The organism is Janthinobacterium sp. BHSEK, assembly GCF_056174685.1.
The window spans coordinates 48,095-73,011 of record NZ_JBWBYV010000010.1; the positions used below are offsets into that span (position 1 = coordinate 48,095).

Genomic DNA, 24,917 nt, shown 5'->3' on the forward strand with positions numbered 1-24,917 from the left:
TGCTTCTGCATTTCAGTGTAGCAAACTTCGGCTTAGTTGCTTGTAGGACAGTGCCGCGTCTGAAAGTAGGAAGGCTAACCCATGAAAATAGTCATTTTGTATTGCACTATGTATTTCTTTGCATCATCTTTTTAGGGCGGTGTTGTGTCGTCCTGTTCAGGGGGCAGGGCGCTCGCGCGCGGCGCGGCCAGTTGCGCCACGGCCGCCAGCAGTTCGGCCGGGTCGAGCGGTTTCGAGACCCAGGCCTGGAAGCCGCTGGCCAGCGCCCGCTGGCGGTCCTGCGGTTGCGCGAACGCCGTCAGGGCCAGCGCCGGCAGGCGGGCCGCGTCGGGGGAAGCGTGCGCGCGGATGTGCGCCAGCAAGTCGAAACCGTCGGCGTCGGGCATGCCGATGTCGCTGACCAGCACGTGCGGGCGCACCTGGTCCAGCAGTTGCAGCGCTTGCGCCACGCTGCCGGCGTCATGCACTTCGGCGTGGCTGTCGCGCAGGATGCGCGCCGTCAGTTCGCGCGCATCGGCTTCGTCATCGACCAGCAGCACCGTGACGCCGCGCAAGTCATGGCTGGCGGACGGGGCGCCGGCCTCCAGGCGCGCCGGCGCGGCCCGCGTCCCCAGGGGCAGGCGCACGGTAAAGCTGGCGCCCTGCATGTCGCCGGCGCTGCTGACCGCGACCGTGCCGCCATGCTGCTCCACCAGGTGCTTGACGATGGCCAGCCCCAGGCCCAGGCCGCCATGCCGGCGCGTGGTGGAGGCGTCGGCCTGGCGGAAGCGGTCGAATACGTGCGGCAGGAAATCCTTCTTGATGCCGACGCCGTTGTCGCTCACCGTGATGGCCAGGCGGGTAGCTTCGCGGCGCACGCCGATCTCGACCCGTCCCCCTTGCGGCGTGAATTTCAAGGCATTCGACAGCAGGTTCCAGATCACTTGCTGGATACGGCTGGGGTCGCCCGTGATCCTGCCCGCATCGCTGGCGATGCTGCTGTGGATGGCGATGTGCTTGGCGTCGGCTGCCGGGCGCAGGGTTTCGATGGCCGAGGCGATGATGCTGGCGGGCACGATGGTTTGCAGGTCCAGCAGCACCTTGCCGGAGGTGATGCGGCTCATGTCGAGCAAGTCTTCGATCAGTTGCGCCTGTGCGCGCGCATTGCGTTCGATGCTTTGCAGGCCGCGGTGCAGGTCGGCCTGGTCGCGCGTGCCGCGCCGCAGCACCTGGGCCCAGCCGAGGATGGCCGACAGCGGCGTGCGCAGTTCGTGCGACAGGGTGGCGAGAAAATCGTCTTTCAGCTGGTTCGTGCGCTCGGCCTCGGCGCGCGCCTCGCGTTCGCTGTCGAGCAGCACCTTGCGCTCTTCGGCGGCGCGCGTGGCGGCCGCGTACAGGCGCGTATTGTCGAGCGCGACGGCGGCCTGGGCCGCGATGGCCGAGACGATGCGTTCGCTGCGCGCGCTGAACATGCCCGCCTGCGGATGGCCCAGCAGCAAGCGCCCCAGCAGCAGGCCCGAGCGCGAACTGACGGGCAGGCTCAGGCAGCTGCGCAGGGGCGGCGCGCCGCCGTCGCTGGCGTCGGGTGCGGCCAGCAAGTCGTTCTGGCGCATGGCCGCTCCCTGGCGCAGTTCCGTGGCAATGGCGTCGGCCTGGCGCAGGCTGACGTTGTTGACGGCGCGCGCCGCGGGCAGGGCGTCGGGATCGTCGTGGATATCGCCCGCATCGTCGTAATACAAGGCGCCGAAGCGCGCGCCGCTGATGCGCGTGGCCGCGTCGACGGTTTCCTGCAGCAGGGCCGGCAAGTCGAGGGTGCCGGCCAGGGCCGCGCCCGTATTGTTGAGCAACTCGAGCACGCGCGTCTCGTCGCGCAAGGCTTCCTGCGCCCGTTTGACCTGGTCGACATCGGTGCTCGTGCCAAACCAGCGCAGCAGCTGGCCGCCCCGGTCGCGCACGGGATTGGCGCGCGTCAGGAACCAGCGGTACTGGCCGTCGGCGCCACGGATGGGAAACTCCATTTCGAAGGGCCTGCCATCGCGCAAGGCGGCCTTCCAGGCTTGCAGCATGGAAGGCAAATGCTGCGCGTCATAGGCGATGCTCCAGCCGTCGCCCGCCATCTGCTCGGCGCTGGTGCCCGTGTAGTCGTGCCAGCGCTGGTTGTACCACGCAATGGTGCCGTCGAAGCTGGCGATCCAGGCCAGTTGCGGGATGGAATTGGCCAGCGCGCGCAAGTCTTCCTCGCTCTGGCGCAGGCTGTCCTCGGCCGCCTTGCGCTGGCTGATGTCCTGGATATACGTGGTCAAGCCGTCGCTGGACGGGAAGATGCGCACTTCCAGCCAGCGCCCCAGCGGCGGATACAGCAGTTCGAAACTGCAGCTGTGCTGCTGCGCCATGGCGCGCCGGTACTGCGTTTCCAGTTCCGTGCCCGGCAGGTCGGGGCAGGCTTGCCACAGGTTCTTGCCCGCCAGGCTGGCGCCAGGCGCGTGCTGCGGCGCCAGCATGTCGGCGCCGCGCGTATTGAGGTAGCGGATGGTCCAGTCGCGGTCGAGCAGGCAGAAGCCGTCGGTAATGCCTTCCAGCAAGTTGGCCAGGCGCTCGTCGGAGAGGCTCAGCGGCGCTGATGGGGGAAGCAGATCTTGCTCGCGGTCATGCTTGGCCATCGGAAATCCTGCAACAGTGAGTCTGCCGCACGGGCTCTTGCCCCGCCGGGCCGCCGCCGCTAAGCTCAGTTAATTGGGTCATGATGGTAAATGCCCGCGGTCATGAATTAGGGGAGGCACAAGCGCCCCTGTCTGGCTGGTATTGTAGCCCCAAGCGGCGCGGCGCCACCGCACGCTTGCGCGCCGCCTGCAGATAGCACTGGACAGGCTGGAAAGCAGTCCCTATAATCCCGCTTCTTTCGAGACAGCAACTTCTCGATTCGCTGGGCGCCGCTGCGAAAGCAGAAGTGTCCACCGATAAAAAGGCGTGAGCTTTTTGGCAGTGAAAAGGTAGTCGGTCATGCGGGGCGGTATTCTGCAAAATCAGCTAAGCGATTGAAAAATCGAACTTTTCAAAGCGAAATGAATACGCTATAATGTTTGCCTGCGCGGCTGTAGCTCAGCTGGATAGAGTACTTGGCTACGAACCAAGGGGTCGTGGGTTCAATTCCTGCCAGCCGCACCAGAATACTGAAAATCAGACTTTGCCTGGTTTTGTTGTAACAAGTTTCACCTCCATGTTGTTAGTGGAATGTTGTAGAAGTTTTGCGGCTGTAGCTCAGCTGGATAGAGTACTTGGCTACGAACCAAGGGGTCGTGGGTTCAATTCCTGCCAGCCGCACCAGTATTGCCAAAATGGAGTTCGCTTCGTTTTGATGAAAGTTTCAAGCTTCGCGCCGTTCGGCGAAGTGTGTCAGAGTTTGCGGCTGTAGCTCAGCTGGATAGAGTACTTGGCTACGAACCAAGGGGTCGTGGGTTCAATTCCTGCCAGCCGCACCAGTATCAGCAGTAGAGAAAAGCCCGGAGAGTCCGCTCTCCGGGCTTTTTTTCGTCATGGCGGCGCGCGGACAGCGTGCATGCTGGCGGCCTGGGCAATTGTGAAATATCCGCACTGCGCCCTTTGCCATTCTGCAAAGCCCTGCTATAATCTTGTCTTAGGCGGCTGTAGCTCAGCTGGATAGAGTACTTGGCTACGAACCAAGGGGTCGTGGGTTCAATTCCTGCCAGCCGCACCAGAATATCGGGGGTCAGATTGTAAAATCTGATCCCCTTTTTCGTTTTCGAACGGATTTACGATAGGCCTTTGGCGCCGCGACGGTACTGCAGGCGAAACGCGCGCGGCGTGACGTGCTTGGTGGCGCGGAACTGGCGGTTGAAATGCGCGAGGTTGCGGTAGCCCGCCTCTTGCGCGATGACGGCGATGGCGAGATTGCTCTCGATCAGCTGTTGGCAGGCGCGGCCGATGCGCAGCCGCGCCAGGTATTCGCCCGGCGTGCAATGCGCGTGGCGCCTGAAACAGCGGTGAAACGCGCCCAGCGACAGGGCCGCCCGCTGCGCCAGGGTTTCCAGCGCGATTTCTTCCCGGAAATGCGCGTGCATGAAATCGAACACGCCGGCCATGCGCTTGTGCTGGCCATCGGGCAGCGGCGCCTGCGCCGTCGAGGCCAGCGGCCGCGCGCCCGTATCGCCCGCCAGTTCCAGCAGCACGTCGAGCAGCAGCGGCAAGCGCTGCGGCACGGGCAGGGCGTTCAGCCGCAGCAGCTGACCGGCGCAGCGCGCGCTCGTCCGCGGCGAAAAATGCAGGGCAGGCCCGGCGCGGGCCGCCAGCTGCCGCAAGCTGTGCAACTCCGGAAAGCAGGCCGCCAGCCGTTCCAGCCACTCCAATGAAAACCACACGACGACGGCCAGCATCGGCTGGCTGCTGTCGATGCGCTCGCTGGCCGACCACGTGTGCGGCAAATTCGGTCCCAGCAGCACCAGGTCGCCCGGTTCGAAATCGCCCAGGTGGTCGCCGATGTAGCGTTGCCCCCGCGCATTCACCGTCAGGGTCAGCTCGAACTGCGGGTGGTAGTGCCAGATGAAGGGAATGGCATCGAGTTCGCGCCACAGCAAGCCCCAGGAATGGCCCGCCGGAATCGTGACTTGTTCGAATAAAGGCGTCATTATGACGTTTTGAGGTTGTGAGTGGTCAGGATAGTATCAGTATTGGCCGCTTGGCGCGCATTTCAGCCGGCCATGCCATCGCACAATCTGTCTCACACCCACACAGGAGACAGCGATGCAGAACCCATACCAATACGGCGAAGACCGTCCCGGCAACCCGTCCGTGGCCTACACGGAACAGACCCAGTTGCGCGATATCCGCAAACAGCTGCCCTTGCGCGTGCTGTCCGACAGCGATTTCCTGCACTGGCAAACCTATGGTTATGTCATCGTCAAGGATGCCGTGTCGCCCGAGCAGGTACGGCGCACGACAGATTTCCTGTGGGAATTCCAAGGACTCGACCAGCACGATCCCGCCACTTGGAACCGGGACCAGCTGCGCGACCACGCGATGAAGGAACTCAACGGTTCCGGCATGGTCGAGGCCTATCACAACCAGACCCTGTGGGATAACCGCCAGACCCAGCGCGTCTACGACGCCTTCGTCGATATCTGGGACCGCCAGGATTTGTGGGTGACCATCGACCGCGCCAACCTGAACACGCCGAACCATGGCAAGCGCAAGTTTGGCGGCTTCATCCACTGGGATGCGGACACCACGCTCGACCCGCTGCCCGTCAACGTGCAGGGCGTGCTGGCCCTGTCCGACACCTCGCCCGAGAGCGGCGGTTTCCAGTGCTATCCGGAATTGTTCAATAACTTATTGAGCTGGCGCAAGACGGTGCCGCAAGACCGCAATCCATGGCAGCCGGACCTGGCGACGGTGCCGTACCCGATGGAATTTATCGCCATGAAGAAGGGGGAATTGCTGATCTTCAACAGCCTGCTGGCGCACGGCATCCGCCCGAACACGTCGACGGACCAGGTGCGCCTGGCGCAATACATTTCCTTTACGCCCGCCCAGGAAGACAATCAAAGTCTGCGCGACTGGCGCGTGCAAAGCTGGCGCGAGCGCAGCGCGCCGCAGGGCTACGCGTTTCCCGGCGACCCCGAGGAAAAGGAAAAGCTGCGCTACCCGCAGGCGCGCCTGACCGCGCTGGGCGAGCAGATCCTCGGCGCGCGCGACTGGTAAGCCACGCCCTGTCCGCCAGGCTTGCCTGCCGGATAGACAATTGCCGGCAAATGCACGATCATGGCTTGACTAGCCATCGACCGAGGAAACGCATGAGTATCATCACCTGCATCGAAGACTTGCGCGTGCTGGCCCAGAAACGGGTGCCGCGCATGTTTTACGACTACGCCGATTCCGGCTCCTGGACGGAATCGACGTACCGCGCCAACAACAGCGATTTCGCCAAGATCAAGTTCCGCCAGCGCGTGGCCGTCAACCTGGAAAACCGCAGCCTGGCCTCGACCATGGTGGGGCAGGCCGTGTCGATGCCGGTGGCCCTGTCGCCCACGGGCTTGACGGGCATGCAGCATGCGGATGGCGAAATCCTCGCGGCGCAGGCAGCCGAGTGCTTCGGCGTGCCGTTCACCCTGTCGACCATGAGCATCTGCTCGATCGAGGACGTGGCGGCGAACACGAGCAAACCGTTCTGGTTTCAGCTGTACGTGATGAAAGACCGCGAATTCATCAACCGCCTGATCGACCGCGCCAAGGCGGCGAAATGCGGCGCGCTCGTGCTGACGCTGGATTTGCAGGTGCTGGGCCAGCGCCACAAGGACTTGCGCAACGGCCTGTCGGCGCCGCCCAAGCTCACCATTCCGAACATCCTCAACATGGCCACCAAGCCGCGCTGGGTGGCGGGCATGCTGGGCACGAAACGCCGCGGTTTCGGCAACATCGTCGGCCACGCCACGTCCGTGTCGGACATGTCGTCGTTGTCGGCCTGGACGCAGCAGCAGTTCGACCTGAGCCTGTCGTGGGCGGACGTGGAATGGATCAAGCAGCGCTGGGGCGGCAAACTCATCATCAAGGGCATCATGGACCCGGAAGACGCGCGCCTGGCAGTGGAAAGCGGCGCCGACGCGCTGATCGTCTCGAACCACGGCGGGCGCCAGCTGGACGGCGCGCAATCGTCGATCGAAGCCTTGCCCGCCATCGTCGACGCCGTCGGCAGCCAGATCGAAGTGCATATGGACGGCGGCATCCGCTCGGGCCAGGACGTGATCAAGGCCGTGGCGCTGGGCGCCAAGGGCGTCTACATCGGCCGCCCATTCTTGTATGGCCTGGGCGCCATGGGCGGCCCGGGCGTCACCAAATGCCTGGACATCATCCGCAACGAACTCGATCTGACGATGGCCTTTTGCGGCTTGCGCGATTTGCAGCAGGTAGATAAAAAAATCCTGCTGCCGGGGACGTTTTAGGCGGCAATCCGCACGATATCAAAGCCTTCCGACGCCTGCGGCGGCACGAAGTGGCGCGTGATTTCATCAAATTGCGCGTCGCTGGTGGAGAACGGGTGCAGCCCGCTGTCATTGCGCTGGCGCAAGCGCGCCTTGCATTCCTCATCCGTCACGTCGAGGTAGTGCAGCACGTGCGGCACGCCCGCCTGCTGGAACAGTGCGCGCATCCAGGCCCGGCTGGCGGGCGTATTTGCGGGGAAATCGAGCACGACGGACACGCCCGCCCGCAGCATCTGCAGGGCCAGAGGCGCGATGGCCGCGCGCAGCCGCGCCGCGCACGCCGCGTAGTCGGCCAGGCTGGCGATCTGGCCCGGATACAGCTGCGCCAGCAAGCTGTCTTCGCTGATGCGCACGGTATGTGGCGCTTGCGCAAGCTGGCTGGTCAGGGTGGATTTGCCCGAGGCAATCTTGCCGCACACGAGGTGCAAGGTGGGGGTAGCCGGGGTGCTGGAAGTGGTGTGCATGGTCGCTCGCTAAAGTGAAAAATAAAACCTGCGAGACGTCTTGATTGTTTGTTGCAGATCAAAGCCGCCTTGCAGGCGGCTTTGGCAATCTCATTCCTGCCCAGCCACCCTCGTTGGAATGGCGGCAATAATGGAGGGCAGGGGGCGGTGTATCGATTGCATGGAGCAACAATGCCATGCGATGGATGGCGCTGTCAATGCTTGGTCTTTACTCGAACAATTGCTGGTACTGCGTATACGGTTCCATGCCCATGCTGGCGCGGCGCTGCTCCAGGCGCTGCGGATCGTCGATGGGGAAGGCGGCGCTCTTGCCGTCGCTGCCAGTCTGGAACTGGCTGCCGTACAGCTGCGGCAGATTGTCATTGCTCAAGTCGCGGTCGATCGCCAGTGCCAGCTTCGAGGGCGTGATCTCCCCCCGTGCCGCTGCTGCGCGCATCAGGACCAGGCTGCTTTTGAGGAAGACATTTGATCCATGCTGGGCGATCAGCCAGGCGCTGCCCGCCGCCTTGTAGCCGACCATCGTTTGCGTGGGCCAGCCCTTGCTGGCGATGATGTGGCGCAGCCTCGCTTCGTTCTTCGCGTCCGTCTCGCGCATGCGCTGCCGTGCCTGCATATCGGACCCGGTCGCAGGCCAATCCGTGCGCGCGGCCACATCTTCCTTTTCCATGGCCAGCAACTCCTGCGCCAGCGCCGCTTCGGGCACGGTCGCCGGATACAGCAGGAAGTCCAGCGCGCCGGCCGTGGCCGCGCTGAAGATGAGCTTGGGCTCCGCTTCCCAGCCGGGCGATTGCAGCAGCAGTGCCAGTGTGCTGCCTTCCGGTACCTCAATGCGGTAGCGGCCATTTTCGACCGTGCCATGTATCTGCGGCTCGCCGTGCATGCGCTCGGCAACGATGCTGATGGCTTGCGGCAGCGGCGCGCCGTTGCTGCGGATGGTGCCGCGCAGTTCGAAGGCGCCCGCATGGATGCTCCAGCACAGCAGGATGGCGCAGGTCAGGCGTGGCATGGGAGTCCGTTCATGCATGGTGGATGTCGAGTTTGCTCCACACGTCTTGGAACGCGGCGTCATCGAGCGGCCGCGCATGCGGGTCGTCGGCCTGGAACAGGCCGCCGATCAGCATGTCCTGGACGGCACCCGTGAAACCGCCGTACGACGAGGCGCGGCCCCACTGGCGGCGCGTATGGGCGAAGACGACGGCACCTTGCTGCGTGGCCAGTTGCGCCAGCGCTTGCCGCAAGGTGGCGGCCGCTTCCGGGCCCATGTCCGTGGCGATGGCGCACACCAGGCGCTGGCTGAACTGCAAGGTTTTGCCTGCCAGACCCAGCAGCGATTCATTGGCCAGGGCGAGGAACACATCGGGCGCCTGGTCGTCCTTTTCGCAGACGGTCCAGGTGGGCGCCCACGCTTCCAGGCTCATGAAGCGCGCTTGCGTCGTGGCCGACGTGTGCGTCCACTTCGCGTGCGATTTGGCGTCCCAGCCCAGGCGGCCAAAGGGAATCGACTTGCCCTTGGGATTGTACTGATGGCTGCGCACGCCAGCCTTGCCCCGCGCCTGCGCCTGCGCCACGAGGCCGTCGAGGCTGGCGGCAAACGGCGTCCATTGCGCCGCATCCCATAGCGGTATGGCATCGGGCGCGGCCAGCAGCAGGAATACCTCGTACTCGCGTGAAAAAAACGCCATGTCTGTTCCTATACTTGCAGTTGAGAGATGCCAGCCCGCTGGCTGGGGCGCAGCAGGTAGACGCCGTACAGGCACAGGGGCAGCACGGCCAGCAGGGCGACATACGGCAGGATCGACGCGCCATCCTCGGCCGGGTGCGGCAAGGTGGCCGTCACCAGCGCGTAGTCCCACAGTCCATGCACGAGCACCATCGGCCATATCGAGCGGGTGCGCAGGCGGATGGCGGCATAGCCGATGCCCTGCAGGGTGGCGGCGACGGCTTGCCACAGGGCGCCGCTGACGTCGCCCGAGGCCAGGCCGTTGGCCGTATGGGCCAGGCCGAACAGCGCCGAGGACATCAGGACGGCGGGCCAGACGGCGTAGCGGTCCAGCATGCCTTGCAGCAAGATGGCGCGGAACATCAGCTCTTCCGAGATGGCCACCAGCGCCGCATTGCAGGCGACGATCAGCAGCACGCGCGGCTGCGGCCAGCCGCCGGCCCAGGCCAGCAACAGCATCAACAGCGCATACAACAGGGGCGGCGAGGCGAGCCACACTGTTTTCCAGGGCTGCGGTGCGCACAGGCCCGCTTCGCGGGGCCGGCTGGATGCCAGCAGCAGCGCCAGCGCAAACAGTGCGGCCAGCGCCCACGACAGGCCGATACGGCCGGTGACGGCTGCGCCCGGCAAGGCGTAGCCGGCGGATTCCAGCCAGCGGCCGCCCATGCTCAAGCCCAGCCAGACGGCCAGTGCGCCCAGGGCAAGCGGCATGGTGATGTGAATTTTTTTCATCGGAAATGTATGTGTCATGTTGCTGGCGCATGGATGGTGACGCGGTTGCGGCCGCTGTTTTTCGACTGGTACAGCAAGGCATCGGCCTGGCGTATCAGTTCGCTGCTGTCCGCGCGCCGCTCCTGGCCGGGCTGGAGCGTGGCCGCGCCCAGGCTGACGGTCACGACACCGTTCGCGCTGGCCGCGTGGGGGACTTGCAGCGCTTCGACGGCCGCGCGGATGGCTTCGGCCACTTCCAGCGCGCCCGCAGCGCTGGCGCCGGGCATGATCACGGCAAACTCTTCGCCGCCATAGCGCGCCGCCAGGTCCTCGGCCCGGCCCACGCTGCGCGCCACGGCGCTGGCAACGGCCTGCAGGCAAGCGTCGCCGGCCACATGACCGTACTGGTCGTTAAATTTTTTAAAGAAATCCACGTCCAGCATGATCAGCGACACCGGATGCCCGCTGCGCTGGGCGCGATTGAGTTCATGCGCCAGCGTTTCATCGAAACAGCGGCGGTTAGCCAGCCCCGTCAAGCCGTCTTGCGACGCCCGCGCCGCCAGGTCCGCATTGGCGCGCTGCAACTGCGTGCTGGCCAGGCGCAGGCTGGCCTCGATACGGTCGCGTATGGCAATTTGCCGCATCAGCTTGCGGAACAGGTACAGCAGCAGCGCCCCCGCCGCCAGCGAGGCCAGCACGATTTGCATGCTCAACCATTGCCATTCGGCAAAAATGTCGTCCTTCGACAAGCCCGCCGCCACGATGACGGGAAAGCGCTGCAGATGGCGATAGCTGTACAGCCGTTCGATTTCGTCCACTTTCGCCGTCATCATCGCCGTGCCGACGGGGCCTTGGTCGCGGTAGGCCTGCAAGATGGCGCCAGAAGAAATATCCATGCCGATCACCTCGGGCTGGAATGGCCGCCGGTAGATCAGGGTGCCGTCATCGAGGGCAAAGAAGGCCGTGCCCGTATTGCCCAGGTTGAGCGTGGCGTAGATGCGTTCGAAGGAGTTCAGCCCCAGGGTGACGAGCACCACGCCGGCAAACGTGCCATCCTTTGCTTCGACCCGGCGCGAAACGGGCAATACCCATTGCCCGCTTGATTTGCTGCGCACGGGCGCACTGATATGGCTGCCCAGCTGCGCATGCGTCTGGTGGTAGATAAAGTATTTGCGGTCGGCATTGTTGCCGTCCTGCCTGGTGCCGGAGGAGGCCAGCAGCTCTCCCTGTCCGTCGAAGATGAAGACGCCGGCAATTTCCACGATATTTTTCGACAACTGTTGCAGATGCGACTGCAGCCGTTCGCCGGTATGGTCATTATTGCCTTCGTTCCTGACGTGTTCTGCAATATCTTCCAGCATCACATCGGCGATTTCCAGTTCCATGTACGCTTGCGTGGACAGGGTGCGCGCCATGTTTTCCGTCGTCGTCCGCGCTTCGCGCAAGCGCACTTCGCGCGAAGACCAGACGATCCACACCGTCATGCCGAGCAAGATGGCGCACATGCAGAAAAAGGCGATGCTGGCCCAGGCGGTCACCGGCCGCTTGTGCCGGCCCAGGACCTCGGGCTGCGCCGCGAGGGCGTCGGTGTCGGGGATATTCTTTACTGCGTGCATAAGCGGATTATGAAGTTGCATCAATGATATGATAAAACATTGCCATACTACATTAAAAAGCAAGCTTGCAAAGTTGCCACATCACTATAGTTGCATGGAATAATAGGCATCGTCCGTTTGAACCTTCGATTGGAGTTGCATGGCTTACACGAAAATCCTCACCACCGAACGCCTGATCCTGCGCAAGCCGCAGCCATCCGATGAGGCGGCCCTGTTCGCCATGCATGCCGATCCCGAAGTGATGCGCTATTTCAGCGAACCGCCCTGGGATGACGCCGGCCGCGCCGCGCGCCAGATCGCCGAGGATAGTGCCGCCTTCGAGAATGAAGAATTCTTCCGCTTCGCCATCGAACTGCAGGCGACGGGCGAATATGTGGGCAGCTGCACGCTGTTTTCCGTGCACCGCCAGAACCGCCGCGCCGAGATCGGCTACGCGCTGGCGCGTCCGCACTGGGGCCGTGGCTATATGCACGAAGCGCTGTCGGCGCTGATCGAGTACGCCTTCGTCGAGCGCGACCTGAACCGCCTGGAAGCCGATATCGACCCGCTCAACGCCGGCTCGGCCAGCGCCCTCGAACGCCAGGGTTTTAATAAGGAAGGCTTTTTGCCGGAGCGCTGGATCGTCGGCGGCCACGTCAGCGATTCGGCACTGTACGGCTTGCTGCGGCGCGAGTGGGAAGCGCGGCGCAAGGACGCCGCGTGAGCGGGCAAGCGATCGACGCGCTGGAACGCTGGCTGGGCCACGCCTTGCCGGCGTACTACAAGGGCTTTCTGCAGCACTGGCAAGAGGGCATGCGGGGCGAGCAGGTATTGCTGTACGGCGCAGAAAGTTTGATGGAGCGCAACGAAACATATGACACGCAGCAATCCTGCCCCGGCTACCTCACCATCGGCGACGACAGCGGCGGGCGCGCCGTCATGCTGGCGCTTGATGGCGCCGAGCGCGCCGTGTATCTGGTGGGCCATGGCTCGATGCAGCGCGAGGATTTCGAGCGGGTCGCCGATGATTTCGCCGCCTGGCTGGCCGCCGATTGCCCCGTCGATTGACTATTCCAGGAGCCAACGATGAAGCCGGCCGACTTGCCCCGTTCCACCCATCCCCTCGTGACCTTGCGCCACTTGGAACGCAGCGACGCGTCCGCCTGGTATGCCTGCCTGGCCGACCCTGTCGTCATCAAACACACGAGCTGGGACTTGCGCAGCATTGACGACCTGCAGGCCAATTTCGATGATTACGCGTCGGCCCAGCCGACTTCGCCGATACGGCTGGCCGTCGTGCTGCGCGACGGCGGCCAGCTGGTGGGCACGATCGGCTTGAATGCGATTTCCCCACAGCACCGCACGGCCGAAATCGCCTACGACCTGGCGCCCGCCGTGTGGGGGCGGGGCGTGGCCACGTCCATCGTGAATGCCGTCGTGGACTGGGGCTTCCAGCGCCTGGGCTTGCTGCGTATCCAGGCGACCGTGCTGGAAAGCAACGAGCGTTCGCTGCGCGTGCTCGAGCGTTGCCATTTCGAGCGGGAAGGCTATCTGCGCTGCTACCGGCAAATCCGTGGAAGATCGGGCAACTTCTGGCTGTACGCGCGCCTTGCCGGCGTGCCATGAGCAAAGCGCCCTTGAATATCCTGCTGGTGGAAGACCACCTGGGCATCGCGCGCCAGGTGCTCGACTTCCTCGACGGCTTGCAGTGGCAGACGGACCATGCGGGCACGGGCGCGCTCGGTGTCGCGCTGGCCACGCGCAACCCCTATGACGTGGTGCTGCTGGACCTGAACCTGCCCGATATCGATGGCTTGCAAGTGTGCCGCGCCATCAAGGCGGCCGCGCCCAGCAATGTGCCGATCCTGATGCTGACGGCACGCGACTCTTATGAAGACAAGGCACGCGGTTTTCGCGACGGCGCGGACGACTATCTGACCAAGCCCTTCGACTTGCGCGAAGTGGCCTTGCGCTGCGAGGCGCTGGCGCGCCGGCAGCAGCTGCACGTGCACCAGGAAATGCGCGTGGGCCCTTTCACCTTGCAGACGCGCGCAGGACGCGCCCTGTACCGTGACGCATTCCTACCGCTGACGCAGACGGGTTTTAAAATTTTGCTGCTGCTGTGCCGCGAGCATCCGCATGCCGTATCGCGCTCGGCCTTGCTGCAAGCCCTGTGGGGCAGCCAGCCGCCCGACAGTGACGCCCTCAAATCGCACATCTACGCGCTGCGCAAGCAGCTGGAACTGGTTGGAGGGGCTGGCGCGGCGGGTATGCTCGTGACCATCCCGCAGCTGGGCTACCGCCTGGCCTTCGACTCTGCGGCGCCCCCATGACCAAGTCGATCCGCCGCCGGCTGTTCGCGGCCCTGGCCGGTTTCACCGTCCTGCTGTGCCTGTGCTACACGGGTCTGGCGCTGGTGATCGCCTACGTGACGGAAGATATGCTGGTGCAGCGCCTGCTCGAGCGCGAAGCGGCGGCCATCAGCATGCGCTGGCAGCAGCACGGCAAGCTTACGCCGTCTGGCGGCGACCTCATCACGGTTTATGGCCGTTACCTTGACTTGCCTCAAGCGGTGCGCGCGCAAGTGCCGCCGTCTGCCCCGCGCGGCGAAGTGTTCACGACGACGGGCCAGCATTATCACGTGCTGGCGCTGGACCTCGTTGCTGCGGGCAAGCCGCAGCGCAGCTATCTGCTGGCGGATGTGGCGCCCGTGCTGGTGGTGCAGCGCCTGGCGCGGGAAGTGGGCGGTGTCGTCGCTGGCGTGGCCCTGGCGCTGATCGCCCTGGCCCTGCTGCTGGCGTACTGGCTGGCGCGCCGCCTCGTGCTGCCCTTGCAGCGCCTGGCCCGGGAAGCGCGCCAGCTGGCGCCCGGCGGCGCCGTGCATTTCAGCGAGCGCGACCGCCCCGACGAGATCGGTTTCCTTGCGCGCCGCCTGGAAACCACGTTTACCGAACTGCAAACGGTGTTGCGGCGCGAACAGGCATTCGCGCGCGACGTCAGCCACGAACTGCGCACGCCGCTCACTTTGATGCACAACAGCCTGGCGCTGGCCGGCGCGCAGCCGCTGGGCGGGCAGGAGCAGGCGCAGCTGCGGGAATCCACGGACGAGATGCGCGCCACCATCGAGGTGCTGTTCGCGCTGGCGCGGGCAGAGCAGGTGTCCGGCGAAGTAGTCGAGTTGCGCGGCTGCATAGAGCAATGCCTGCTGCGCCTGCTCGACGAACATCGTTGGGATGCCAGCCTGCTGGCGCTGGACTTGCCCGAGCGGCTGGACGTGGTCGGCAATAGGCAGCTGACGATGTTGCTCATCAATAACTGTCTGGCGAACGCCCTGTTCCATGGCGGCCCCGCTTGCCGCATCAACATTGCGTTTGCACAAGGCTGCCTGAGCATCAGCAATACCGTGCCGGCGGGGCAGCCGCGGCGCATCCAGGGCTTTGCGCATGGGCAAAGCTTGCTGGGGCGCGTGGCGCGGGCCATGCGCTGGGAAATCCGTTTCCATCCGGGCGAGGCGCACTACCGCGTCGACATCATTCCCCTCCAGAAACCATAAAAAGCAGGCAGATTTCACCGCGATTTCACCGGCGCTTGCATAAGCTGCAAGTTCTTGATGAATGGAGAAAACCGCATGAAACTTCTTATCAGCCTGCTGGTGCTGGCGTGCACCAGCATCCCCGCGCCGGCGCAAGTGAGCAGCCTCGTCCACAAAGAGCAAAAACGCCGCTACATCGTCTACACGCCCGCCGCCTACGACCAGGCGCCGCGGCAGGCGTTTCCCGTCGTCTTCAATTTCCATGGCGGCGGCATGAGCATGGCGGAACAGATGCTGTACACGCAGATGAACAAGGCGGCCGAGCGCCACCGGTTCATCGTTGTGTATCCGCAAGGCATCAAGCAAGACTGGAACGTGGGCTTCGGCATGGATTACCTGGCAGGCACGGACGATGTCGGTTTTACGCAGGCGATATTGAGCAAGCTCAAGCAGGATTACCGCATCGATGACAAGCGCGTGTATGCGACGGGCCTGTCGCGCGGCGGTTTCTTTGCCCTGCGCCTGGCGGCGGAATTGCCCCAGCAGTTCGCCGCCGTTGCCTCGGTGGGCGCGCCCATGCCGGAACCCGTGCGGCAGCATCACCAGCAGAAGGACAAGGTCGGCATGCTGCTGATACAGGGCACGGCCGACAAGGTCGTGCTGTTCGAGGGCAAGGCCGCCAGCTATCTGTCGGCCGAAGACACCTTCGCCTACTGGCGCAGGCACAATGGCATCGACGGCGCCGCGCCGCAGCCGCGCCTGATGCCTGGCCCTGCCGGCGATGCCACGCAAGTAAGCTGGCTGGAACAGGGTGCGGGCGGCGCCAGCGTGGCTTTGCTCACCGTCAAGGATGGCGGCCACACGTGGCCCGGTGCCGACGCCTTCAATGTTGGCCTGCCCATCGGCAAGACCACGCGCGCCATCGATGCAAATGAGGTGATGTGGGAATTTTTCAGCAAGCACCGGCGATAACGCTGCGGGGACGCGGGTGCCTGTGGCACACTCTTGTCATCTTGAATCTTGCACAAGGAAATGATGAACAGCCACCCCGTCACCATCTTTTGTCGCTCGCTGGCGCAGCTCTCCGCCATGCTCGCCAAGACCGGCACGGCGCCGCAGCTGCTGGCGGCGCGGCTGCACCCGGACATGCTGCCGTTCGCCCAGCAGGTACGCGCGGCCGTGAGCTTTTCCCTGCGCGGCTGCTGCCCGCTGGCGGGGCTGGAGGTAGCCGATTTCAGCGATGCCGCCAGCCTGCAGGAACAGATCGCGCAGACCATGCGCTACCTCAAGGCGATTCCCCCTGAACGCTTCGACGGGCCGCCCGGACGCATCTGCCGCGACCGGGCCGGTTTTGCCGACATCGCGCTGCCGGCCGATGAGTACTTGAATCTGTACATCCAGCCGAATTTCTACTTTCACTTCAGCATGGCGTATGCGATTGCCCGCAGCAGCGGTGCCGCCATCGGCAAGGGCGATTTCGACGGTTATCACGCGTATGCGCCGGGTTTCAGCTTTGAGCGTCCCGCCGCGCCGTAGCGGCTACAGCCCCGCATCCTTCCAGGCAGACAGCCCCAGCCGCTTCAGCAGCCGGCCCGACAGCCCGCAGCTCCAGCAACTGATCTGGATTTGCCGGTGTCTTGCCGCCCCCTGCGCATACCAGGCTCGCTCGGCGTAATCGAGCAGGGCGTCGCTGAGCGGGGAATGGTCGGCCATGGGCGGCAGGCGGCTCATCAGTTCGAACACGCCGTGGAACGTCTCCTTGATCTGCAGCAAACCGGCCAGCAGGGCGCGCAGCATGGCGCCGTCGATGGAACTGCTCGCTTGCGTGAAGCGCTGTTGCCAGCACAGGCTGCGCGCTTGCCACAGGGCCAGCAGCGCGGGTACGTCGGCCGTCCGCAGTTGCCCGATCAGTTCGTCCGCCTCCTGAAACAGGTCGAGGCGGTCGTATTCCTCGTCGTCGCCGCACAGCAATTCATCGAGTTCGTGCAAGGCGCTCATGCCACCACGTTCACGGGAGCACCGCGTTCGAACGCTTCCACGTTGCCGATCAATATGTCGGCCAGCTTTTGCATGGCCTCGCCGCTGGCCCAGGCCGTGTGGGGCGTGAGGATGAAGTTGGGCAGATGCAAGTTCAACAGCGGATTGTCTGGCGGCGGCGGTTCCTTCGACAGCACGTCGAAGCCGGCGCCGGCGATCACGCCGTTCGTCAATGCCTGGGCCAGCGCCGCTTCATCGACGAGGCCGCCCCGCGCCGTGTTGATCAGGAGGGACGTGGGCTGCATGCGCGCCAGCTCTTGCTCTCCGATGATGTTGCGCGTCTTGTCCGTCAGGGGCAGGTGCAGGCTCAGCACGTCGGAGCTGGCCAGCAGTTCGTCGAAGCTCACTTCCTTCACGCCATCTTCCTGGATCGGGGAACGGTTGTGGACGATCACCTGCATGCCGAAGGCGCGCCCCAGCTGCGCCACGGACTTGCCCAGCGCGCCGTAGCCGAGCAGACCCAGGCGGCTGCCCGCCAGGTCGCGGATCGGGTGGCCGAACAGGCAGAAGCGGTCCGATGCCTGCCACAGGCCCGCTTCCACATCAAAGCGGTAGGCGATGAGCTGGCGGCGCAGGGCCAGCATCAGCGCCAGGGTATGCTCGGGCACGGTGGCGCGCGCATAGTCGCGGATATTCGCGACGATAATGCCCCGTTCGCGGCAGGCTGCCAGGTCGAGGATGTCCGTGCCCGTGGCGGCCACGGCGATCATCTTCAGGTCGGGCAGTTGCGCCAGTTCGGCCGCGCGCAGCGGCACTTTATTGGTGATGGCGATGGTGGAGCCTTGCAGGCGGGCTACCGTCTGTTCGCTGCCCTTGGTGTGCGGAAACTCTTCCCAGCTGTGGGCGAAGGCGGGCGGGCGCACGGTGGCGATCAGGCTGTCGCGGTCGAGAAAGACGATGCGGTGCGGGTGCAGGTGCGGTGGTGTGCTTGCTGCGGTCATGGCTGGGCCTCGGTCAGGGCGGCACGCGCGGGCAGGGGGCTCTTGCCCTTCAGCTGCGTGGCCGGGTGGTTGGTAAACATGTCGGCGACCCATTCGACGAACACGCGCACCTTGGCGGACAGGTGGCGGTTGGGCGGATAGATCACGTGAATGGGCAGCGGGTCGGATTCCCAATCGCCCAGCAATTCCACCATTTTGCCCTGTTCCAGCAGCGGCGCAAGCATGAAATGCGTCATTTGCACGATGCCCAGGCCCGCCAGGCCGGCGGCCGCGTAGGCGTTCGAGTCGTTCAGGGCGATATGGCTGGGCATGGACATCTGGATGCGCTCGCCGGCGCGCGTGAAATCCCAGTCGAAGGTCTTGCCCGTCTTGGCGGAGAAGAAATTCACGCCCCGGTGCTGCGCCAGGTCGTTCGGGTGCAGCGGCGTGCCATGGCGCGCCAGGTAGCCGGGCGCGGCGCAGGTGATGAAATGCAATACGCCGACCCGGCGCGCGATCAGGTTCAAATCGCCCAATTCTCCGCCGCGCACGGCGCAGTCGACGCCTTCCTCGATCAGGTCGACGGGGCGGTCGCTGCAGCCGAGTTCCAGCGAGATGTCCGGGTAGCGGGCGAAAAAGTCGGGCAGGGCGGGGATGATCAGTTCGCTGGCCAGGGCCGTGGGCGCATCCACGCGCAGCCGTCCGCTGGGGCTCAGGCGCGTGCGCGACAGCGATTCCTCGGCCTCGCGCACGTCGGACAGGATGCGCACGCAGCGTTCGTAGTAGGCGGCGCCGTCCGAGGTGATGCTGACGTGGCGCGTGGTGCGGTTGAGCAACTTAACCGACAGGCTGCTTTCCAGCGACTGGATCAGGGTCGACACGGTGGCTTTCGGCAACTGCATGTTTTCCGCCGCGCGCGTAAAGCCGCCCGCATCGACGACTTGGATGAAGACTTCCATGGCTTGCAGCTTGTTCACTTGATTTCCTATCACTTTCCACGTGATTATTCAGGATTCTGAACAATCAATTCGGCATTGCACTCTTTATCAGATTGTAGATCAAGTCTATAGTTGTTGTACTGCAGCATAAATGTGATTGCCGCAGGAAGGACAACAGGAGAAACATCATGGCTTATCGGAATGGAATCTTTGCAGTGCTTGCTCTCGCTATGAGCTCGCTCGCTCTGGCCGCGATGGTATCGACGGATGCCTACTCGTTGGCGGCGCAAAGCGAAGCCAGCGGTTATAGCGCCCTGACCCATGAAGTGGGCGGCGTCGCCCTGTTGTGCCTGAACGACGCGGTGCGCGATGCTGCGGTGCAGCCGGTGGTGGCGCAATGACGTTTGCCGACAACGCGGCCGAACTGGCGCCTGGCCAGGCGCTGAAGATACGCGACATCCAGGTGCAGGGCGCGCAAGATGCGCTCGGCGCGCGCGTCTACACGGCCGGCGTGCCGGGCGCCAAGCAGCCGAACCTGATGGTCTTCTTCCATGGCGGCGGCTTTGTGGCCGGCGACCTGGACGACGCGGACGACTTCCTGCGCTGCCTCGTGCTGAGCAACCCCGACCACGTGGTGCTGGCCGCGAACTACACGCTGGCGAAGGTGCGGCCATTCCCCGCCGCCGTGGAAGACGCGCATGCCGTGCTGCTGTGGGCGAAAAAGAACAAGTCCAAGCTGGGCTGGACGGGCAAGCAGATGGTGGTGTCGGGCATCGAAGCGGGCGCCAACCTGGCTGCCGTGTGCGCCATGATGTCGCGCGACCGGGGCGGACCGCCCCTCGCGGGCCAGGTGCTGATCATGCCCATGCTCGACCCCGGCCTGTCGACCTGTTCGATGCGCCACTTGCCGACCTGTCCGGACCTGGCCGAAGTGGCCGACCAGTGCGCCGCCGCCTATCGCGGCTACCTGCCGAATGCCGCTGACCGTACCCATCCGTACGCATCGCCATTGCAGTCGAGTCGCCTGAAGAACCTGCCGCCGGCCTTGATCTTGTCCAGCGAAGACGACCCATTGCGCGACGAGGCTGAACAATACGGCAGCAAATTGATCGCCTGCGGCATCAAGACCACCGTGCGGCGCATGGCCGCCGCGCCGCTGCAGGACGCGACCGCCCGTAATGAATGCGCCTGCAAGGTGCAGGTATTGAGCGAAATTAGCAGTTTCGTCGCCGGACTGGGGCAGGAGCCCGAGTCATGAGGCCGCCATCCGCGGCACCGCAAAAAAACTTACACTAATCAGTTTACTTTTTGAGTTTCGGTTGCTACACTACGCAGTGTAGTTCCCTTCCTGTCTGCGTTGTGCGCTCGCACAGCCAGCTTCGTCGTCCCCGCCCGCTTTTAAACAGCTGGCGGCCCGTTTACCTTTGATCGAGCGCCGTCGGGCGCCATGGCACCACCATACGCTGCAGTTTCCACTTTTAGCTGGGTTGCTTCATGTCGCCCATACCATTAGAAATTTTCATAAAACAGGGAAATAAAATGAAAAACGTTCAACAATTTTCCACCTTAGGTACGCTCATCAAGCCTCTCGCGGCCTCGCTCGCGCTGGCGGGACTGGTGGCCGTGAGCCTGGCCGGCTGCGATTCGGCCAACAGCAGGGTGCCCGACGCGCCAGCGGCCGGCGGCCCGCCCATCTCGGCCGCCGCCGTCGTGGAAAAACAGATCACGGAAACGCAGGAATTCTCGGGCCGCCTGGAAGCGATCGAGCGCGTGGAAATCCGCTCGCGCGTCGGCGGCTTCATCACGGCCGTCAACTTCAAGCCGGGCAGCGAAGTCAAAAAGGGCGATGTGCTGTTCGTCATCGATCCGCGCCCCTTCCAGGCCGAAGTGTCGCGCGCCGAAGGCACGGCCGCTTCCGCCCGCGCCAAGGCGGAACTGGCCAAGCTGGAACTGTCGCGCGCTGAAAAGCTGCTGGCCGAAAAAGCCATCGCCCAGCGCGAATTCGATGAAAAGGCCTCGGGCCTGAAAGAGCTGGACGCGAATGTCCGCTCGGCGCAAGCCGCGTATGAAGCGGCCAGGCTGAACCTGTCGTACACGCAGGTGCAGGCGCCGATCAGCGGCCGCGTCAGCAAAGCGGAAATCACCGTCGGCAACCTGATCGACGCTTCCGCCATTTTGACTTCGGTGGTGTCGACGGACCGCATCTACGCCAGCTTCGACGGCGATGAAGATACCTATCTGCGCGTGGCCGGCACGGCGCAAAAGGGCACGCCCGTCACCGTCAAGGTAGGCCTGGCCAACGAAACAGGCTTCCCGCACGAAGGCAAGCTGGAATTCGTCGACAACCAGCTCGACCCGGCCACGGGCAGCGTGCGCATGCGCGCCACCTTCGCCAACGCCGAGCGCCAGCTGGTGCCGGGTCTGTTCGCGCGCATCCAGCTCGACGGCGGCAATGGTCCGCACGCGCAAAGCACGGCGCTGCTGATCTCCGACCGCGCCGTCGGCACGGATCAAAGCCGTAAATATGTCTACGTGGTGGGCGCCGATAACAAGGCCGAATACCGTGCCGTCAAGCTGGGCCCGACCTCGGACGGCTTGCGCGTGGTGCGCGAAGGCTTGAAGGCGGGCGAGAAGATCGTCGTCAACGGCTTGCAGCGCGTGCGCCCCGGCGCGCCCGTGACGCCGCAGATGGTGGCGATGGATTTCGACCCGACCGCGCCCGTCGCTCCCGCAAAACCTGAAGTAAAAGACGCCAAGATCGCCGCGAAAGCAGCATCGACTTCCAAGGAATAAACATGAATTTTTCCCGCTTTTTCATCGACAAGCCGATTTTCGCGGCGGTGCTGTCGATCGTCATATTCGTGGCCGGGCTGCTGTCGATATTCGGCCTGCCCATCTCCGAATATCCCGACGTCGTGCCGCCATCCGTGGTGGTGCGCGCGCAATACCCGGGCGCCAACCCGAAAGTGATCGCCGAAACCGTGGCCGCGCCGCTCGAAGAGCAGATCAACGGCGTCGAGAACATGCTCTACATGTCCTCGCAAAACACGTCCGATGGCGCGATGATGCTGACCGTGACCTTCAAGATCGGCACCAACGTCGAGCAGGCCGAGACGCAGGTGCAGAACCGCGTGCAGCGCGCCTTGCCGCGCCTGCCCGAGGAAGTGCGCCAGATCGGCGTGACGACCGTCAAGTCCTCGCCCAACCTGACCATGGTCGTGCACCTGGTGTCGCCCAACAAGCGCTATGACGATATGTACCTGCGTAACTACGCGGTGCTGAACGTCAAGGATCAACTGGCCCGTTTGCCCGGCATGGGCGACATCCAGATCTTCGGCGCCGGCGACTACGCCATGCGCATCTGGCTCGACCCGCAAAAGGTGGCGGCGCGCGGCATGACGGCCAATGACGTCGTCGACGCCATCCGCGAGCAGAACGTGCAGGTGGCCGCCGGCGTGATCGGCGCCTCGCCGGCGAAGAACTCGGACTTCCAGCTGACCGTCAATACCCAGGGCCGTCTGCAGACGCCCGAGGAATTCGGCGCCATCATCGTGCGCACCAATGCCGACGGCGCCGTGACGCACCTGAAGGACGTGGCGCGCGTGGAAATGGGCGCCAACAGCTACTCGCTGCGTTCGCTGCTGAACAATAATCCTGCCGTCGGCATGGGTATTTTCGAGGCACCGAATGCCAACGCGCTGCAACTGTCGTCCGACGTGCGCGCCAAGATGGACGAGCTGAAAAAAGACTTCCCGCAAGGCGTGGAATACCGCATCGAGTACGACCCGACGCAGTTCGTGCGTTCGTCCATCGAAGCCGTGATCCATACCCTGTTAGAGGCCATCGCCCTGGTGGTGCTGGTGGTGATCATCTTCCTGCAAACCTGGCGCGCATCGATCATCCCGCTGCTGGCCGTTCCCGTCTCCATTGTCGGTACCTTTGCCGTGATGCTGGGCTTTGGCTTCTCGATCAACACCTTGTCGCTGTTCGGCCTCGTGCTGGCCATCGGTATCGTCGTCGATGACGCCATCGTCGTGGTGGAAAACGTCGAGCGCAACATCGAGGAAGGCTTGTCGCCGCGCGATGCCACCATCCAGGCCATGAAAGAGGTCAGCGGTCCTATCGTCGCCATCGCCCTGGTGCTGTGCGCCGTGTTCGTGCCGATCGCCTTCGTGCCCGGTCTGTCGGGCGAGTTCTACCGCCAGTTCGCGCTGACGATCGCCATTTCGACCGTGATCTCCGCTTTCAGCTCGCTGACCCTGGCGCCGGCCCTGTCGGCCGCTTTGCTGAAACCGCACGATGCGCCGAAAGACGCGCTGACGCGCGGCATGGACATGGTCTTCGGCCGCTTCTTCGCCTGGTTCAACCGCTTCTTCGGCCGCGCCTCGCACCGCTATGAAGCGGGCGTGAAGGGCGTGCTGGGCCGCAAGAGCGCCTCGCTGGGCGTGTATGCGCTGCTGGTCGTTGCCGCCATCTTCACCTTCAAGTCCGTGCCGGCCGGCTTCGTGCCGGCGCAGGACAAGCAATACCTGGTGGGCTTTGCGCAATTGCCCGACGCCGCTTCGCTGGACCGCACGGAAGATGTCGTGCGCCGCATGTCCGACGTCATCAAGTCGGTGCCCGGCGTCGAATCGACCATCGCCTTCCCAGGCCTGTCGATCAACGACTTCACCAATGCGCCGAACGCCGGCATCGTCTTCGCCACCCTGAAGCCATTCGACGAACGCAGCAGCAAGGAATTGTCGGGTGGCGCCATCGCGGCCGAGATCAACAAGCGCCTGGGCGGCATCCAGGATGCCTTCATCATGGTCTTCCCGCCGCCGCCCGTCAACGGCCTCGGCACCATCGGCGGCTTCAAGATGATGATCGAAGACCGCGGCAACCTCGGTTACGACGCGCTGTACAACGCCACCCAGGCCCTGGCCGCGAAAGCCTACCAGACGCCGGAACTGGCGGGCGTGTTCTCTGGCTACCAGATCAACGTGCCGCAGCTGTTCGCCGACGTCGACCGTGTAAAAGCCAAGCAGATGGGCGTGCAGCTGCAAACGATCTACCAGACCTTGCAGATCAACCTCGGTTCGCTGTACGTGAATGACTTCAATCAGTTTGGCCGCACCTACCAGGTGCGCGTGCAGGCCGATGCGGCTTTCCGTTCACATGCCCAGGATATCGCGCAGCTGAAAGTGCGTAATGACAAAGGTGAAATGATCCCGCTGTCGTCGTTGATGCGCGTCAAGGATAGTTATGGTCCGGACCGCGTGCAGCGCTACAACGCGTATGCAGCAGCCGACTTCAACGGCGGCGCCGCCCCTGGCGTATCGAGCGGCCAGGCGCAAGCGGCGCTGGAACGCATCGCCAAGGAAGTGCTGCCGCAGGGGATTTCGTATGAATGGACGGAGCTGACCTATCAGGACATCTTGTCCGGCAATACGATGATCTATGTCTTCCCGCTGTGCGTGCTGCTGGTGTTCCTGGTGCTCGCTGCCCAGTACGAAAGCTGGACATTGCCGCTGGCCGTGATCCTGATCGTGCCGATGTCGATCCTCTGCGCCTTGCTTGGCGTGAAACTGACCGGCGGTGACAACAACGTATTTACCCAGATCGCGCTGTTCGTGCTGGTGGGGCTGGCATCAAAAAATGCGATCCTGATCGTGGAATTTGCGCGCGAACTGGAAGAGCATGGCCGCACCGTTGTGCAAGCGGCGCTGGAAGCGTGCCGTCTGCGTCTGCGTCCGATCCTGATGACGTCGATCGCCTTCATCATGGGCGTGGTGCCCCTGGTGTTCTCGCACGGCGCCGGTTCGGAAATGCGCCATGCGATGGGTGTGGCGGTCTTCGCCGGCATGCTGGGCGTGACCTTCTTCGGCCTGTTCCTGACGCCCGTGTTCTACGTACTGCTGCGCACCCTGGCGCAGCGTTTTGAGAAAAAACCAGCCGATGCTGCCGCCAAGCCTGCCGCCGCGCCAGCATTGAACCTGGAAGGAGATATATATTGAAAACCAATGCAATCATCCGGCGTGCGGCGCCCG

At 64.1% G+C, this 24,917-nt stretch carries 23 protein-coding genes and 4 tRNA genes; 17 read left to right on the plus strand and 10 right to left on the minus strand.

The window, feature by feature from the left end:
• Positions 1–131 precede the first annotated feature (131 nt).
• Positions 132–2,639, minus strand: a complete 2,508-nt coding sequence (locus tag AC0V2Y_RS04000; RefSeq protein ID WP_475414028.1) for a hybrid sensor histidine kinase/response regulator — start codon at positions 2,637–2,639, stop codon at positions 132–134.
• A gap of 428 nt (positions 2,640–3,067) precedes the next feature.
• Here AC0V2Y_RS04000 and AC0V2Y_RS04005 point away from each other — a divergent pair.
• From AC0V2Y_RS04005 to AC0V2Y_RS04020, 4 genes are all read left to right on the plus strand, one after another.
• A tRNA-Arg gene (locus AC0V2Y_RS04005) sits at positions 3,068–3,144 on the plus strand.
• Positions 3,145–3,226: 82 nt separating this feature from the next.
• Positions 3,227–3,303, plus strand: a tRNA-Arg gene (locus tag AC0V2Y_RS04010).
• A gap of 78 nt (positions 3,304–3,381) precedes the next feature.
• A tRNA-Arg gene (locus AC0V2Y_RS04015) sits at positions 3,382–3,458 on the plus strand.
• Between the two features lie 159 nt (positions 3,459–3,617).
• Positions 3,618–3,694: transfer RNA gene (locus AC0V2Y_RS04020), tRNA-Arg, on the plus strand.
• A 55-nt stretch (positions 3,695–3,749) separates the two neighbouring features.
• Here the strand turns inward: AC0V2Y_RS04020 and AC0V2Y_RS04025 are convergent.
• Positions 3,750–4,622: a helix-turn-helix domain-containing protein gene (locus AC0V2Y_RS04025; protein ID WP_475414027.1), complete on the minus strand. Its 873-nt coding sequence runs from the start codon at positions 4,620–4,622 to the stop codon at positions 3,750–3,752.
• A 115-nt stretch (positions 4,623–4,737) separates the two neighbouring features.
• Here AC0V2Y_RS04025 and AC0V2Y_RS04030 point away from each other — a divergent pair, with 115 nt between their 5' ends.
• Positions 4,738–5,694, plus strand: coding sequence for a phytanoyl-CoA dioxygenase family protein (locus AC0V2Y_RS04030; protein ID WP_475414026.1), 957 nt, complete (start codon positions 4,738–4,740; stop codon positions 5,692–5,694).
• Between the two features lie 92 nt (positions 5,695–5,786).
• Positions 5,787–6,932, plus strand: coding sequence for an alpha-hydroxy acid oxidase (locus AC0V2Y_RS04035; protein ID WP_475414025.1), 1,146 nt, complete (start codon positions 5,787–5,789; stop codon positions 6,930–6,932).
• Here the strand turns inward: AC0V2Y_RS04035 and AC0V2Y_RS04040 are convergent.
• The 5 genes from AC0V2Y_RS04040 to AC0V2Y_RS04060 form a co-directional block, all read right to left on the minus strand.
• Positions 6,929–7,435: a P-loop nucleotide/nucleoside kinase family protein gene (locus tag AC0V2Y_RS04040; RefSeq protein WP_475414024.1), complete on the minus strand. Its 507-nt coding sequence runs from the start codon at positions 7,433–7,435 to the stop codon at positions 6,929–6,931. The two genes, AC0V2Y_RS04035 and AC0V2Y_RS04040, sit on opposite strands and share 4 nt — an antisense overlap.
• A 208-nt stretch (positions 7,436–7,643) precedes the next feature.
• Positions 7,644–8,441 (minus strand): DUF6624 domain-containing protein, encoded by a 798-nt coding sequence (locus AC0V2Y_RS04045; RefSeq protein WP_475414023.1) that lies wholly within the window; start codon positions 8,439–8,441, stop codon positions 7,644–7,646.
• Positions 8,442–8,451: 10 nt separating this feature from the next.
• Positions 8,452–9,117 carry a hypothetical protein gene (locus tag AC0V2Y_RS04050; protein ID WP_475414022.1) on the minus strand — a complete coding sequence of 222 codons (666 nt, stop codon included), beginning with the start codon at positions 9,115–9,117 and terminating at the stop codon, positions 8,452–8,454.
• A gap of 8 nt (positions 9,118–9,125) precedes the next feature.
• Entirely contained in the window at positions 9,126–9,887 is a 762-nt protein-coding gene (locus AC0V2Y_RS04055; RefSeq protein ID WP_475414021.1) for a lysostaphin resistance A-like protein, read from the minus strand.
• 14 nt (positions 9,888–9,901) lie between these two features.
• Positions 9,902–11,482 carry a sensor domain-containing diguanylate cyclase gene (locus tag AC0V2Y_RS04060; protein ID WP_475414020.1) on the minus strand — a complete coding sequence of 527 codons (1,581 nt, stop codon included), beginning with the start codon at positions 11,480–11,482 and terminating at the stop codon, positions 9,902–9,904.
• A 139-nt stretch (positions 11,483–11,621) separates the two neighbouring features.
• Here AC0V2Y_RS04060 and AC0V2Y_RS04065 point away from each other — a divergent pair, with 139 nt between their 5' ends.
• The 7 genes from AC0V2Y_RS04065 (at position 11,622) to AC0V2Y_RS04095 (ending at position 16,529) form a co-directional block, all read left to right on the plus strand.
• Positions 11,622–12,185, plus strand: coding sequence for a GNAT family N-acetyltransferase (locus AC0V2Y_RS04065; RefSeq protein WP_475414019.1), 564 nt, complete (start codon positions 11,622–11,624; stop codon positions 12,183–12,185).
• On the plus strand, positions 12,182–12,529 hold the full coding sequence (locus tag AC0V2Y_RS04070) for an SMI1/KNR4 family protein (RefSeq protein ID WP_475414018.1): 348 nt from the start codon (positions 12,182–12,184) through the stop codon (positions 12,527–12,529). Before AC0V2Y_RS04065 ends, AC0V2Y_RS04070 begins: the two co-directional genes overlap by 4 nt.
• Positions 12,530–12,547: 18 nt before the next feature.
• On the plus strand, positions 12,548–13,087 hold the full coding sequence (locus AC0V2Y_RS04075; protein ID WP_475414017.1) for a GNAT family N-acetyltransferase: 540 nt from the start codon (positions 12,548–12,550) through the stop codon (positions 13,085–13,087).
• Positions 13,084–13,794, plus strand: a complete 711-nt coding sequence (locus AC0V2Y_RS04080) for a response regulator transcription factor (RefSeq protein ID WP_475414016.1) — start codon at positions 13,084–13,086, stop codon at positions 13,792–13,794. Before AC0V2Y_RS04075 ends, AC0V2Y_RS04080 begins: the two co-directional genes overlap by 4 nt.
• Positions 13,791–15,014 carry a sensor histidine kinase gene (locus tag AC0V2Y_RS04085; RefSeq protein ID WP_475414015.1) on the plus strand — a complete coding sequence of 408 codons (1,224 nt, stop codon included), beginning with the start codon at positions 13,791–13,793 and terminating at the stop codon, positions 15,012–15,014. Before AC0V2Y_RS04080 ends, AC0V2Y_RS04085 begins: the two co-directional genes overlap by 4 nt.
• Before the next feature lie 75 nt (positions 15,015–15,089).
• A complete protein-coding gene (locus AC0V2Y_RS04090) occupies positions 15,090–15,965 on the plus strand; it encodes an extracellular catalytic domain type 1 short-chain-length polyhydroxyalkanoate depolymerase (RefSeq protein WP_475414014.1) in 876 nt (291 codons plus the stop codon).
• 60 nt (positions 15,966–16,025) lie between these two features.
• Positions 16,026–16,529, plus strand: a complete 504-nt coding sequence (locus AC0V2Y_RS04095) for a DUF1993 family protein (protein ID WP_475414013.1) — start codon at positions 16,026–16,028, stop codon at positions 16,527–16,529.
• 3 nt (positions 16,530–16,532) lie between these two features.
• Here the strand turns inward: AC0V2Y_RS04095 and AC0V2Y_RS04100 are convergent, their stop codons facing one another.
• The 3 genes from AC0V2Y_RS04100 to AC0V2Y_RS04110 are packed head-to-tail and all read right to left on the minus strand — an operon-like array spanning position 16,533 to position 18,927.
• Positions 16,533–16,991: a hypothetical protein gene (locus tag AC0V2Y_RS04100; RefSeq protein ID WP_475414012.1), complete on the minus strand. Its 459-nt coding sequence runs from the start codon at positions 16,989–16,991 to the stop codon at positions 16,533–16,535.
• Positions 16,988–17,971: a D-2-hydroxyacid dehydrogenase gene (locus AC0V2Y_RS04105; protein WP_475414011.1), complete on the minus strand. Its 984-nt coding sequence runs from the start codon at positions 17,969–17,971 to the stop codon at positions 16,988–16,990. The genes AC0V2Y_RS04100 and AC0V2Y_RS04105 overlap by 4 nt, the downstream gene beginning before the upstream one ends.
• Positions 17,968–18,927, minus strand: coding sequence for a LysR family transcriptional regulator (locus tag AC0V2Y_RS04110; protein ID WP_475414010.1), 960 nt, complete (start codon positions 18,925–18,927; stop codon positions 17,968–17,970). The genes AC0V2Y_RS04105 and AC0V2Y_RS04110 overlap by 4 nt, the downstream gene beginning before the upstream one ends.
• Positions 18,928–19,118: 191 nt before the next feature.
• On the opposite strand from AC0V2Y_RS04110, the gene AC0V2Y_RS04115 reads away from it, so the two are divergent.
• The 4 genes from AC0V2Y_RS04115 (at position 19,119) to AC0V2Y_RS04130 (ending at position 24,884) form a co-directional block, all read left to right on the plus strand.
• A complete protein-coding gene (locus AC0V2Y_RS04115) occupies positions 19,119–19,289 on the plus strand; it encodes a hypothetical protein (RefSeq protein ID WP_475414009.1) in 171 nt (56 codons plus the stop codon).
• Positions 19,286–20,146: an alpha/beta hydrolase gene (locus AC0V2Y_RS04120; protein ID WP_475414008.1), complete on the plus strand. Its 861-nt coding sequence runs from the start codon at positions 19,286–19,288 to the stop codon at positions 20,144–20,146. The genes AC0V2Y_RS04115 and AC0V2Y_RS04120 overlap by 4 nt, the downstream gene beginning before the upstream one ends.
• A gap of 281 nt (positions 20,147–20,427) precedes the next feature.
• Complete coding sequence (locus AC0V2Y_RS04125) at positions 20,428–21,681, plus strand: efflux RND transporter periplasmic adaptor subunit (RefSeq protein ID WP_475414007.1); 1,254 nt, start codon at positions 20,428–20,430, stop codon at positions 21,679–21,681.
• A gap of 2 nt (positions 21,682–21,683) precedes the next feature.
• Complete coding sequence (locus tag AC0V2Y_RS04130) at positions 21,684–24,884, plus strand: efflux RND transporter permease subunit (RefSeq protein WP_092605785.1); 3,201 nt, start codon at positions 21,684–21,686, stop codon at positions 24,882–24,884.
• The last annotated feature ends 33 nt before the right edge of the window (positions 24,885–24,917 follow it).

Excerpts from the sequence above, each read along its gene's own strand:
- AC0V2Y_RS04030 (WP_475414026.1), top strand. The coding sequence starts at position 4,738 with ATGCAGAACCCATACCAATACGGCGAAGACCGTCCCGGCAACCCGTCC.
- AC0V2Y_RS04120 (WP_475414008.1), top strand. The coding sequence starts at position 19,286 with ATGACGTTTGCCGACAACGCGGCCGAACTGGCGCCTGGCCAGGCGCTG.
- AC0V2Y_RS04065 (WP_475414019.1), top strand. The coding sequence starts at position 11,622 with ATGGCTTACACGAAAATCCTCACCACCGAACGCCTGATCCTGCGCAAG.
- AC0V2Y_RS04085 (WP_475414015.1), top strand. The coding sequence starts at position 13,791 with ATGACCAAGTCGATCCGCCGCCGGCTGTTCGCGGCCCTGGCCGGTTTC.
- AC0V2Y_RS04095 (WP_475414013.1), top strand. The coding sequence starts at position 16,026 with ATGATGAACAGCCACCCCGTCACCATCTTTTGTCGCTCGCTGGCGCAG.
- AC0V2Y_RS04125 (WP_475414007.1), top strand. The coding sequence starts at position 20,428 with ATGAAAAACGTTCAACAATTTTCCACCTTAGGTACGCTCATCAAGCCT.
- AC0V2Y_RS04105 (WP_475414011.1), bottom strand. The coding sequence starts at position 17,971 with ATGACCGCAGCAAGCACACCACCGCACCTGCACCCGCACCGCATCGTC.
- AC0V2Y_RS04130 (WP_092605785.1), top strand. The coding sequence starts at position 21,684 with ATGAATTTTTCCCGCTTTTTCATCGACAAGCCGATTTTCGCGGCGGTG.
- AC0V2Y_RS04040 (WP_475414024.1), bottom strand. The coding sequence starts at position 7,435 with ATGCACACCACTTCCAGCACCCCGGCTACCCCCACCTTGCACCTCGTG.
- AC0V2Y_RS04045 (WP_475414023.1), bottom strand. The coding sequence starts at position 8,441 with ATGCCACGCCTGACCTGCGCCATCCTGCTGTGCTGGAGCATCCATGCG.
- AC0V2Y_RS04000 (WP_475414028.1), bottom strand. The coding sequence starts at position 2,639 with ATGGCCAAGCATGACCGCGAGCAAGATCTGCTTCCCCCATCAGCGCCG.
- AC0V2Y_RS04100 (WP_475414012.1), bottom strand. The coding sequence starts at position 16,991 with ATGAGCGCCTTGCACGAACTCGATGAATTGCTGTGCGGCGACGACGAG.
- AC0V2Y_RS04050 (WP_475414022.1), bottom strand. The coding sequence starts at position 9,117 with ATGGCGTTTTTTTCACGCGAGTACGAGGTATTCCTGCTGCTGGCCGCG.
- AC0V2Y_RS04075 (WP_475414017.1), top strand. The coding sequence starts at position 12,548 with ATGAAGCCGGCCGACTTGCCCCGTTCCACCCATCCCCTCGTGACCTTG.
- AC0V2Y_RS04115 (WP_475414009.1), top strand. The coding sequence starts at position 19,119 with ATGAGCTCGCTCGCTCTGGCCGCGATGGTATCGACGGATGCCTACTCG.
- AC0V2Y_RS04080 (WP_475414016.1), top strand. The coding sequence starts at position 13,084 with ATGAGCAAAGCGCCCTTGAATATCCTGCTGGTGGAAGACCACCTGGGC.
- AC0V2Y_RS04090 (WP_475414014.1), top strand. The coding sequence starts at position 15,090 with ATGAAACTTCTTATCAGCCTGCTGGTGCTGGCGTGCACCAGCATCCCC.
- AC0V2Y_RS04055 (WP_475414021.1), bottom strand. The coding sequence starts at position 9,887 with ATGAAAAAAATTCACATCACCATGCCGCTTGCCCTGGGCGCACTGGCC.
- AC0V2Y_RS04060 (WP_475414020.1), bottom strand. The coding sequence starts at position 11,482 with ATGCACGCAGTAAAGAATATCCCCGACACCGACGCCCTCGCGGCGCAG.
- AC0V2Y_RS04025 (WP_475414027.1), bottom strand. The coding sequence starts at position 4,622 with ATGACGCCTTTATTCGAACAAGTCACGATTCCGGCGGGCCATTCCTGG.
- AC0V2Y_RS04035 (WP_475414025.1), top strand. The coding sequence starts at position 5,787 with ATGAGTATCATCACCTGCATCGAAGACTTGCGCGTGCTGGCCCAGAAA.